The sequence below is a fragment of the Embleya sp. NPDC056575 genome (assembly GCF_042793325.1).
Taxonomy (GTDB): Bacteria; Actinomycetota; Actinomycetes; order Streptomycetales; family Streptomycetaceae; genus Embleya.
Genome location: NZ_JBHTVA010000091.1, coordinates 27,624 through 38,043, shown reverse-complemented (window position 1 = coordinate 38,043; position 10,420 = coordinate 27,624). Strand labels below are relative to the sequence as shown.

Sequence of the window (10,420 nt, the reverse complement as noted above, 5' to 3'; positions counted from 1 at the left end):
TCGCCGATCACGCCGAGGGCGCCGTATTCGGCGTCGACCAGGGACACCGCCGACTCGACGATGCGGCGGAGCACGGTCTCCAGGTCCAGATCGCTGCCCACGGACAGCACGGCCTCCAGCAGTCCGTTGACCCGGTCCCGGGCCGAACGCACCACCTCCACGTGCGCCTGGAGCTCGTCCAACAACTCGTCCAGACGCATCCGCGGCAATGCCGGTCGCTGATCCGACGCCACAACCCCTCCCCACCATCGATGATCCGTCGAAACGTTTTCTCCGGACCATGGTGTCAAACCGGGTCGAGGGAATGGCCGCCGCGTCCTCGGCCCGGCAGGCGACGGGATCCGGTCAGGCGAGCGGGACCAGCAGCACCGGTGCCTTGGAGTGGTGCAGCAGCGTGTGGGTGACGCGGCCGAGGTTGGGCCCGAAGCGGCCATGGCGGCGGTGGGCGGCCAGGACGACCAGTTCGGCCTCGTCGCCGGCGGCGAGCAGTGCGTGGGTGGGGATGTCGCAGACGATCTGCTCGGTCAGCGGTACCTGGCGATAGCGGTTGATGAAGGGTTCGAGGGCTGCGGCGAGGGTGGCCTCGGCGTTCTTGCGGCCGTCGTCGCCGACCCACAACGGGGCCGCGTAGGGCGCGGCGGGCGACACCGGGGGTGCCCACGCGTGTACCGCGCGCAGTGCCACGCCCCGTGCCTGGGCCGCGGCGAACGCGGCCTCGACGGCGGGGGCGCAGTCGATGTCGGACACCCCCACGACGACCGTGCCGGGCGCGTCCAACGGGACGTTCGCGTGCGGTGCGCGCACCACCAGGATCGGGCACCGCGCGGCGGCGGCGACGGACAACGACACCGAACCCAGCAACAGGCCCACGAAGCCGCCCAGTCCGCGACTGCCCAGGACGACGAGCGCCGCGCGGTCGGTGGCCTGCTCCAGGGTCGGCACGATGCGGGCGAGTGCGACCGTGGTGACGATCGCCAGGTCGGGATGGCGCAGCCGGGCCCGCTCGGCGGCCGTTCGGACCAGGGATTCCGCTTCCTCGCGCAATTCCGCAGCCGACTGGTCCTCCTCGCGGTCCGGCGCCCGGTCGACGACGTGCAGTACCTCCAGCGGCACACCTCGGAAGGCCGCTTCGTCGGCGGCCTGTTCGACGGCGAGGTCCGCGAGCCCGGATCCGTCGACGCCGACGACCACGTGGTCGCGCAGGGGCGCGCCGTTGCGCTCGGGGGTGGGGACGGACGAGGGATTGTGATTCATGGACTGCTCCCGAGTCGGGTGGGGTAGGTGTGTGTACCCGTAAGGTTGGTGACGTGGTCGGTCGGCCGAAGTCGCGGCGTTCGTCCGGGATTTCTCTGCACGGTGGCCGCCGGGGCACGATGCCTTCGCTCTTCCCGTGCACCCATGCGTACCCCCCTGCCCGCAGGTGAAAAGTCGCCGACGGCGTCGGGCTCGGCGTCCTCGGCCGGACCCGTCGAGCATGGCGTCGATCCGGACGGCCCGGCAGGGCCGCGGTACCCGGTCTCCAGGGCCGTTCGGCCCGGGTCATCGCTCTCGCCGGGATGCGCCCGCCGCTCGGGGCCGCCGATCAAGGTCTCTCGACCCTGGTGGGTTCGGGACCTCCGGCCCTGTCGGGCGCGGTTCGCCCCGCGCAGAATGAGCACGACGCCGACCCGACCGGGTGGCGCGTGTCCGTCACCGTCGGGGAGCACACACCATGGAAGCCGGGTCCACCACCGAAGTCGTCGCCGGAGCGCGCCTGCCCCGCGACACCGGTGCCACGCGAACTTCCGCGCCGGAGCGGGCGACCGGGCAACCGGGCGAGAAGATCCGGGTGTTCCTCCTGGACGACCACGAGATCGTGCGCCGCGGCCTGGCCGATCTGCTCGGCGCAGAGGGCGACATCGAGGTGGTCGGCGAGTCGGCGTCGGCGGCGGAGGCGACCCGCCGGATACCGGCGCTGCGCCCGCATGTCGCCATCCTGGACGGCCGGTTGCCGGACGGCAGCGGGATCGACGTGTGTCGGGCGGTGCGTTCGTCGTTCCCGGAGATCAACGCGTTGATCCTGACCTCGTACGACGACGAGGACGCGCTGTTCTCCGCGATCATGGCCGGCGCCGCGGGCTACGTCCTCAAGCAGATCCGGGGCAACGATCTGGTGCGCGCCGTTCGGGAGATCGCGGCCGGGCGTTCGCTGCTGGATCCGGCCAGTACCGCGAAGGTCCTGGACCGTGTGCGTACCGGAAACCGCGAGGACTCGCTCGTCGCCACCCTCTCCGACCAGGAACGGCGCACCTTCGACCTGGTCGCGGAGGGCCTGACGAACCGCCAGATCGCCGAGCGTATGCATCTCGCGGAGAAGACCGTCAAGAACTACGTCTCCACGATGCTGCACAAACTCGGCTTCGAACGCCGGGTCCAGGCGGCGGTCTTCGCGGGAACCCTGGCCCACCCGGCCGCACCGTCACCGGAGGTCACCCGCACCCCCGGGCGCGGGTGACGGCTCCGCCGAGGCCGTGATGGGGGGCCGGCCCCGCTGCTTCAGGGCCTGCGGCCGCGGAAGGTGCGGCGCAGGTCGTCCACCCAGGCGTCGGGGTTCTCCCAGGGGATGAAGTGGCCGCCGTGGTCGTGGGCTTTGACGTTGACGTGGTTGAACCACGCGGCCTGCGGGCCGGTTTCGAACGCCCGGACCCGCTCGTCGGCGGTGTGGATGCCGGGCGGGTTCTCGTACGTGACGAGGGTGACGCCGACCGGGGCCGGTACCACCGGGGTGCGGTCGTGGGCGGGGGTCCACGGGTGGCGGTTGGCGTTGGCGTAGTAACGCATCGACGTGGCGATGGAGTTGTTCACCCAGTAGATCGTGGCGTGGGTGAGCAGGTCGTCCTTGGTGAAGACCGACTCGACGTCGCCGCCGTTGTCGCTCCAGGCGTTCCAGCGCTCCAGCAGCCAGGCGAGCAGTCCGGCGGGCGAGTCGCTCAGCCCGTGGGCCAGGGTGGCGCCGTCGAGCATGTGCACGGCCAGGTGGGTGGCCCAGCGGTGGTCCATCTCGACGATGCGGGCACGGACTTCGGCGGGCTGGTCGTCGGTGAGGGGCCGATTCCGGGCGAAGTCCCAGGCGCGGGGGCCGGTGAAGAAGTCGAGCGGCAGCCCCGAGCCGATGTGGATGCCGTACAGCCGGTCGGCGTACTTGTGGCCGAGTTGACTGGAGACGAGCCCGCCGATGTCGCAGCCCCCGGCGGCGTACTTCTCGTATCCCAGGGTCTCCGTCATCAGGGTGTGCCAGAGCTCGGAGACCTTCCAGAAGTTGACGTCGGGAAATCCGGTGAGCGGGCCGGGGAAACCGAAGCCGGGCAGCGACGGCACGATGACGTCGAACGCGTCGGCGGGGTCGCCACCGAACGCGGCCGGGTCGGCGAGCGGGCCGATCACCTTCGACCAGTGCCAGAACGTCCACGGCCAGCCGTGCGTGAGGATCAAGGGGATCGGACGGGGGCCGCGGCCGGGTTCGCGCATGAAGTGCAGCGGGACACCGGCGACGCTCACCCGGTAGTGCTCGTGGGCGTTGATGGCGGCCTCGGCCTTGCGCCAGTCGTAGCCGTTTTGCCAGTGGGCGACCAACTCGCGCAGATAGCCGTCGGGGACGCCGTAGGACCAGTCCTCGTTCCCCTCGTCCAGCGGTGCACGGGTCAGCGCGAGACGGGCGCGCAGATCGTCGAGGACCTCGTCGGCCACGTGGATCGGGGTGGGCTCCAGGGGGAAGGCGCGCGAGGTCGTCATGGCGTGGTTCCTTACCGGGCGGGAAGCGGGCTCCGACGATGGGATGTTTCCACATTCGCCCGGGGGCGTGTCGGGCGGCGGCGACGGTTGCGGCGGGATACGGATGAGACGTGCGCCGTACCGCCGCCGAGTGTGCGCCCGGGTGTGTCCGGGTGTGCGGCCGGCTGTGAGGCCGCTCACACCGTGTCACAACCGGGTCGGGTGTCTTGTCCTGGAGGGCGTGACGAACACACGGAGGGCCTCGGTGCCGATCATCGGGTGCGACTACCCTGCGGACGTCGTACGGAGGCGTCCCCGACGGAAGGCATGGACATGAGCGGCGACGGGCCGGGCGGGAGGCGTTCCGTGAGTGGAGCGGTGGACGAGACGGGCGCGGTCGGATACCGGCCGCTGCTGTTCTCCATCGCCTACGGGATGACCGGCTCCGTGGGCGACGCCGAGGACATCGTCCAGGACGCGTTCCTGGGCCTGACGCGCGCCTGTCAGGCGGGTACGACGATCGTCGAGCCGAAGGCGTACCTGACGACGGCGGTGACGCGCCTGGGCATCAACCACCTGCGCTCGGCGCGGGTACGGCGGGAGACGTACGTGGGGGACTGGTTGCCCGAACCGGTCGTCACCTCGACCGAGGCGCCGGGACCGGCCGAACACGCCGAGTTGGCCGATTCGTTGTCGATGGCGTTCCTGGTGTTGCTGGAATCCCTGTCGCCGGTGGAGCGGGCGGTGTTCATGCTGCGCGAGGTGTTCGGACACGGCTATCCGGACATCGCACGGATCACCGGCAAGACCGAGGTGAACTGCCGGCAGATCTTCACGCGCGCCAAACAGCGCATCGCCGCCGCCGGTGAGGCGGGCGAGGCGGGCGAGAGCGCACAGCCCCCGGCGCGGCGGGCGCAGGGCGCGGAATTCGCACGCCGCTTCTTCGACGCCGCCGGCGGCGGCGACCTGGACGCGCTGCTCGACATGCTCGCGCCCGACGTCGTCTTCCACGGCGACGGCGGCGGCAGGGCACGCGCCCTCGGTCGGCCGATGACCGACCCTCGGCGGGTCGCGAAACTGCTGGTCGGCGGCCTGCGCCGGATCCGGAAGCTCGGCGCGTCCCTGCACCCGGTCCTGGTCAACGGTCGACCGGGCGTGGTGTTCCACGACGCCGAGGACCGCGTGCTCAGCGTGGTCGAACTGGACATCGCCGACGGCATGATCCGGGCGATCCACTCGGTGGCGAACCCCGACAAGCTCGCCCACCTCGGCCCGGTGTCGGATGTGGGCTTGCTGCCGACGGACTGACCGGGCGGGCTACGTGTCGTGCGGGCCGGGGCCCGGGGCCGCGCGGAAATCACGGACATCGAGGCAGCCTTCGCGTGGTCGGGGAAGTCGCCCCCCGTCGACGTTCCACGTGTGGGGAAGCGCCTCGTCGCAGACCGCGCAGACGTAGTGCCGATCGCGCACGATGTCGAGCTGCCGACAGGAGGGGCAGCGGCGGAAGACCACCTCGTGGGTGAAGCCGCCCGGGTGCGCGATCCCCGCCAGGGTCAGCGCGTCGGCGACGGCCGGCCACGAGCCGGGGTCGGGGCAGTAGCCGGTGGACTGGTTGCCGATCTCGTCGGCGACCCACCGTCCCGCGTCCGAACGGAAGGCGATCTCCCCGGCGCTCAGCACCTCGCCCCCACCCGCGCACACCACATGCTCGCTGCGGCGCGGAGCCAGGCGAAGTACCCCCGCGACATCGACGACGAACGTGAACGGTTCGCGCGCCTCGTGCGGCCCACGTGCCGAGATCCACGCGTCGACGTCCGCGGCCGAGCCGATCGATCGCCCCGCGTTGTCCGGACGGACGAGGGTCGTCAAATCGGCGGGCCCGACATAGTGATACCTCCGCACAGACGCGTCCACCCCGCCGACCTGACGCGACCCGAATCCCCCGGTCACGCCCGGCAGATGCAGAAGGGGTGGCCCGCCGGGTCGGTGAGCACCCGCGCCTTGGCGGCGTCATGGGGCTGGTGGTCCGGCTTGCCGGCGCCCAGTTCCAACAGTCGGGCCTCGGCCTCGTCCAGGTCCACGACGTCGAAGCACAGGTGCAACTGCTGGGGAGCCGCCTGCCCCGGCCAATGCGGTGCCCGGTAGTCGTCGACCCGCTGAAAACCGATGAAGAGCCCGTCCTCGCGGTTGAGACCCGCGAAGTCGGCATCCGACTTCGGGTGCGGTTCGAAGCCCGTCGCCTCCTGGTAGAAAGCCGCCAACGCCGGTGGATCGGGGCAATCGAGCGTTATCGCGACCAACTTCATCTGCAGGGACATGGCGCCTCCGGACCCATCACGTCACCGGATTCTCGTGACGTCCACTCTAGTGTTCCGGTGCCCGGCCGCCCGATCGTCGTGGTTGCGAGGAACGACGACGATCAGGCCGGTGGGCGGCGTCGGCCGAGGTTGCGGCTTCGGTCTCGGCGTTGCGTGTGTCCGGAGTTCGGGGCTACTGGAAGTGGTGGGCGTTTTCCGCGAGGAAGGACTCCAGTGTGCGAGGGGGGCGATTCAGGAGGGTTTCGACCGTCCGGGTCGGGGACTCCGGGTGGGTGATGGCCAGTTGTTGGATCTCGACGATGTGGTCGGCGAGCCAGCCCGGGAGGCCGGCGGTGGTGGTCAGGGTGGTGTGCATGGCCTCGGTCGGCAGGTCGATGTAGCGGATGGGGCGGCCCAGGGTGCGCCTGAACAGGTCGGCCAGTTCGGGATTGGTGTAGGTGCGGTCGCCGGTGAGGGTGTATGTGTGGCCGGCGAGGTCCGGACGGGTCAGGATCTCGGCGGCCACGTCGGCGATGTCGCGGCAGTCGACGTAGTTGCAGGGGGCGTTGCCCATGCTGCCCAGGAACACGCCTTCGGCGGCGATCGACGGGGCGAGGGTCAGCAGTTTCTGCATGAACGCGTACGGCCGGAGCACGGTGTGCGGCAGGCCGGTGTCGCGCAGTGCCCGCTCGATGGTGTGGTGGCCGCGCGAGACGGCCACCGGCGAGTCCGAAGTGGCTTCCGGGGCCGAGAGTTTGACGACGTGTCGGATGTCGGCGGCGGCTGCGACGGAGATTGCACACGTCTCGTGGGCCACCTGCGCCGGGCTGTTGGCCATGGCGAGGAACAGTTGGCTCGCGCCGTCGAACGCCTTGCGCAGCGAATCCGGGTCCGCCGCGTCGGCCCCCCGTACCTCCACCAGCGCGCGGGCCGGCCCGCCGAGGCGGTCGCGCAGCGCGTCCGGGTCGCGGCTCAGCGCGCGGCTCGGGACGCCGAGGGCGACCAGGCGGTGGAGAAGTGCGCTTCCGGTGGTCCCGGTCGCGCCCATGACGACGATCATGTCCGTGCTCCTTGTGCCGTGGGTGAGTGGTGCCGCCGGGCGCCGCGCCAGCGCCAGGTGATGATGGTGGTGGCCAGGGCCGCCGACAGCGGCAGGTCCAGGCGCAGCCGGTCCGGCCAGTTCCCGTGGTGCGGGATGATCCGCTCCGGCACGTGACCCCCGACGAACCAGCCGACGCACGCCGCGAGAGCGGTGATCGCCGGCGCCAGGACGACGATCGGGATCACCCGGGGGGTCGAGGTCAGCCAACTCCGGCCCGGCCCGCGCCGTTGCAGCCACGAGCCGACGAGTGCGGCCACGATCGCCGAGGTCCCGGCGATCGACGTGCAGGCGGCGATGGTCAGCTCCTGCTGCCCGGTGGCTATGCCGCCCGCTCCGGCCATCAGGGCGGGGGCGAGGTAGGCGACCAATACCTCCCGCCACAGCGTGAAGGGGGGTGGGCCGGCGCCACGTCCGGTGGAACGTCCTTGCCTCATGGGGATATCGATCTCCGTTTCGGGGTCGCCATATAATTAGCTCCCTAACTATATGGCCGAAGAAAAGGCCACCCCAGGTCATCGCACACACGGGACGACAACCTTGGGACGGCACACCTGCATGACGAGTGACGAGTGACGAGTAATGGGTGATGGATGGCCGGCGGGTGCTACTCCGCCGTCAGTGCCGGAATCCCCCGGACCACACGACCGAGCAGATCCAGGAACACGGTGCGCTCCTCGGCGTCGAGCGCGCTCACCATCTCCTGGAGACGGCCGAAGTGCGTCGGGGCCAACTCGCGCATCTTCCGCGCCCCGCGCGCGGTCAGTACGACCACGGCGGAGCGGCCGTCCTCGGCGGACGGTCGGCGCAGCACCAGTCCCTCCCGCTCCAGGCCGCCGAGCAGTCCGGTCACCGTCGCCCGGGTGACCCCGAGTACATCGGCGAGGCCAGAGGGGGTCATCTCCCCGTCGGCGTCCTCGAGGGCCGCCAGCAACCGATAGCGGCCCGCCGACAGGCCGAATCCGGCGAAGTGCGCCTCGACCGCCTGCCCGAGTCGTGCCCCGGCCGCCAACAATCGCACGGCGACCAGTACGGCCTGCGGGTCGGCGTCGAGCCCGTAGCGCCGGATCTGGCGGGCCGCCTGATCGAGCGTGGGGGTTTCCTCCGGCAGTGGGTCGTGGTGCATGGAAAGTAGTATGGCCCCTAACTACCGACTCCGTCAACACGCCCCCCCGCGGTGCGGGCACGGACCCGGGTGGCGAAGGTTTCGACGGCGTCGACAACGGCCTCGCGGCGCGGGGATGGAACAGGTCGAAGGCGTCCGGGGCGCCCGGGGCAACCACCCCTTCCACCTGACCCGACATGGTCGACGCGCTCGAAACTACGGCCGCGGCGTGGTGCGCGCCCAGGCGAGGGAGCGCAGGGAGAACCAGGTCAGCAAGGCGGCGAGGGGGAGTTCGACGAAGTAGGCGAGCACCATGGCCTGGAGGTACTCCAGCTTGGGGGCCGCCGACATGTAGTCGAACCACGCGTCCAGGGCGAGTGCGGTCGCCGCCGCTGCCGCCGCCGGGCTGGTGGCGATGTGGCGGCGGGTGATCAGCCGGGCGAGGCCGACCAGCATGCCGATCTCGATGAGGTCGAGGCCGATCCACGAGTTGTCGAAGTCGCGGTTGCCGGCGTCGCCGCGAAGTTCCGCGATCAGCAGGCCGATCCAGGCGACGAGCACGATCGCGCACACGACGAGTATGCGGGGCAGTCGGTCCGCGACCTTGTCGAAGGAGAGATCGCGGGCGGGATTCAGCCGTGGAAAACGGCGCAACAACGCGTATCCGGCGGCGAGGCAGCCGAGTGTCCACAACAGGCCCATGATCACGTGAGTGTAGTTCGCAGGCGCAGGCCGGCCCGCTCGGCCCAATGGGTTGTTGCCGTTGGTCCCCGGGGCGCCGGCCCGGACGGGTGAAACCCGGCGGGGACGATATCGCGGTCGAGGTGGCGAGGGTATGCGGGTCACGACCTTCGTTCACAGTCGTTTCGATCGGGAGCACGCCGTGGTGGTTGCGCCGTTGGATCATTCCGCGTCCGGTTACAGCCTCGAGCAGGCCTATTGGATGGCGCAGGCCGCCGCGCTCGCGTACAAGGAACCGGATGTCGTCGAACAGCAGGCCCGGGAATGGGGGTTCGATGAGGTGCGGCATCTGAAGTCGACGCACGCGATGCCGTTTCCGATCGAGGATACGCAGGCGTACGTCGCCGTGTCCGACCGGATGATCGTGGTGGCGTTCCGGGGTACCGAGCCGGCGCAGATCCGGGACTGGCTCACCGATGGCACCACCCCGCCCTCCCCCGGGCCGGGCGGGAAGGGCTTCGTGCACTACGGATTCGACCGGGCGTTGTCCTCGGTGTATCCGCAACTACGCGACACGCTCGTAGAGTTGGACGGCGACGGTCGCACGGTGTGGTTCACCGGGCACAGCCTCGGCGGCGCGCTGGCGATGCTTGCCGGGGCGCGGCTGTACTTCGAGGACCCGCGTCGCCTTCCGGACGGCGTGTACACGTTCGGCCAGCCGCGCACCTGTGAGCGGCTGCTGGCCGCGGCGCACCGGACCGCGTTCAAGGATCGGTATCACCGGTTCGTCAATCACGACGACATCGTTCCGGAGCTGCCGCCGGAGCCGGCGTTCACGCACGTCGACCGGCTCCGCTGGTTCGACGCGGACGGGCGTCTGACGGAGAAGTCCGCCGGCGTCGCGGGTCTCGGCGGCCTGACCGGTCGCGCCGCGTCGATGGTCGGGGACCCGTTCGGATCGGCGACCGACCGCGTCAAGGACCACTCCGTCACCCGCTACATCGCGGCGATCGAAAAGAACCTGACCCCGGCGAACAGCCGGGCATAGGCGGCCCATTCCATGCCCCGAGCGCCCCGACTCGCCTACCCGGGCCGGGGCTCTCGGCGTGGATCCGGGTGGAGGCGCTTCGGCGGGGCGCTCGGGAGTTCAGGGTGTCAGGGGGAGGCGGCGGGATTGGGTGCATGCCCCGCAGGTTGGTGAAGTCGGCGGTCATGTGAATTCTTGCCCGGGCGACCCGCCGCCAGCTCGGGGAATTCCCGTACGCGACCGGCCCGTCTGGGAACTCGGCGATCTGGGCGGTGGCCGCCAACCTGCTCCGCGACTTCACCGGGACACCGGCGGAACTCCTGGCCACGGCGGTGGCGATGACGTCGTGACGGGCCGACGCGTCCGCGGCGGGGCCGGGGGCCCCGCGTGTGGGGGGGGGTGGGATCTCACGCGGGCGGCCGGGGGGCGGGGGGGTGGGGGGGGGGGGGAGGGGTGGGTTT

The 10,420-nt window shown here is 70.9% G+C and carries 11 protein-coding genes and 1 pseudogene; 3 read left to right on the top strand and 9 right to left on the bottom strand.

What is annotated here, in order from left to right:
• Both ACFRCG_RS43005 and ACFRCG_RS43000 read right to left on the bottom strand, forming a co-directional pair.
• Nucleotides 1-200: pseudogene (locus ACFRCG_RS43005) on the bottom strand (histidine kinase); the annotation flags it as partial.
• Between the two features lie 145 nt (nucleotides 201-345).
• Complete coding sequence (locus tag ACFRCG_RS43000) at nucleotides 346-1,254, bottom strand: universal stress protein (protein WP_380041961.1); 909 nt, start codon at nucleotides 1,252-1,254, stop codon at nucleotides 346-348.
• A gap of 457 nt (nucleotides 1,255-1,711) precedes the next feature.
• On the opposite strand from ACFRCG_RS43000, the gene ACFRCG_RS42995 reads away from it, so the two are divergent.
• Nucleotides 1,712-2,494, top strand: a complete 783-nt coding sequence (locus ACFRCG_RS42995) for a response regulator (RefSeq protein WP_380041959.1) — start codon at nucleotides 1,712-1,714, stop codon at nucleotides 2,492-2,494.
• A 41-nt stretch (nucleotides 2,495-2,535) separates the two neighbouring features.
• On the opposite strand, the gene ACFRCG_RS42990 is transcribed toward ACFRCG_RS42995, so the two are convergent.
• Entirely contained in the window at nucleotides 2,536-3,771 is a 1,236-nt protein-coding gene (locus ACFRCG_RS42990) for an epoxide hydrolase family protein (protein ID WP_380041957.1), read from the bottom strand.
• Between the two features lie 345 nt (nucleotides 3,772-4,116).
• Here ACFRCG_RS42990 and sigJ point away from each other — a divergent pair, with 345 nt between their 5' ends.
• Nucleotides 4,117-5,058, top strand: a complete 942-nt coding sequence (sigJ, locus tag ACFRCG_RS42985) for an RNA polymerase sigma factor SigJ (protein WP_380041954.1) — start codon at nucleotides 4,117-4,119, stop codon at nucleotides 5,056-5,058.
• 9 nt (nucleotides 5,059-5,067) lie between these two features.
• On the opposite strand, the gene ACFRCG_RS42980 is transcribed toward sigJ, so the two are convergent.
• The 6 genes from ACFRCG_RS42980 to ACFRCG_RS42955 form a co-directional block, all read right to left on the bottom strand.
• The gene (locus tag ACFRCG_RS42980) at nucleotides 5,068-5,664 is read right to left on the bottom strand and encodes a hypothetical protein (RefSeq protein WP_380041952.1); all 597 of its coding nucleotides are present in this window, start codon (nucleotides 5,662-5,664) and stop codon (nucleotides 5,068-5,070) included.
• A 32-nt stretch (nucleotides 5,665-5,696) separates the two neighbouring features.
• Nucleotides 5,697-6,068, bottom strand: coding sequence for a VOC family protein (locus ACFRCG_RS42975; RefSeq protein WP_380041949.1), 372 nt, complete (start codon nucleotides 6,066-6,068; stop codon nucleotides 5,697-5,699).
• Nucleotides 6,069-6,240: 172 nt separating this feature from the next.
• Entirely contained in the window at nucleotides 6,241-7,107 is an 867-nt protein-coding gene (locus ACFRCG_RS42970) for an NmrA family NAD(P)-binding protein (protein WP_380041946.1), read from the bottom strand.
• Nucleotides 7,104-7,583: a hypothetical protein gene (locus tag ACFRCG_RS42965; protein WP_380041944.1), complete on the bottom strand. Its 480-nt coding sequence runs from the start codon at nucleotides 7,581-7,583 to the stop codon at nucleotides 7,104-7,106. The genes ACFRCG_RS42970 and ACFRCG_RS42965 overlap by 4 nt, the downstream gene beginning before the upstream one ends.
• Nucleotides 7,584-7,753: 170 nt before the next feature.
• Nucleotides 7,754-8,272, bottom strand: a complete 519-nt coding sequence (locus tag ACFRCG_RS42960; RefSeq protein ID WP_380041941.1) for a MarR family winged helix-turn-helix transcriptional regulator — start codon at nucleotides 8,270-8,272, stop codon at nucleotides 7,754-7,756.
• 195 nt (nucleotides 8,273-8,467) lie between these two features.
• Entirely contained in the window at nucleotides 8,468-8,953 is a 486-nt protein-coding gene (locus ACFRCG_RS42955; protein ID WP_380041939.1) for a hypothetical protein, read from the bottom strand.
• 241 nt (nucleotides 8,954-9,194) lie between these two features.
• On the opposite strand from ACFRCG_RS42955, the gene ACFRCG_RS42950 reads away from it, so the two are divergent.
• Entirely contained in the window at nucleotides 9,195-9,980 is a 786-nt protein-coding gene (locus ACFRCG_RS42950) for a lipase family protein (RefSeq protein ID WP_380041963.1), read from the top strand.
• Nucleotides 9,981-10,420: the final 440 nt, after the last annotated feature.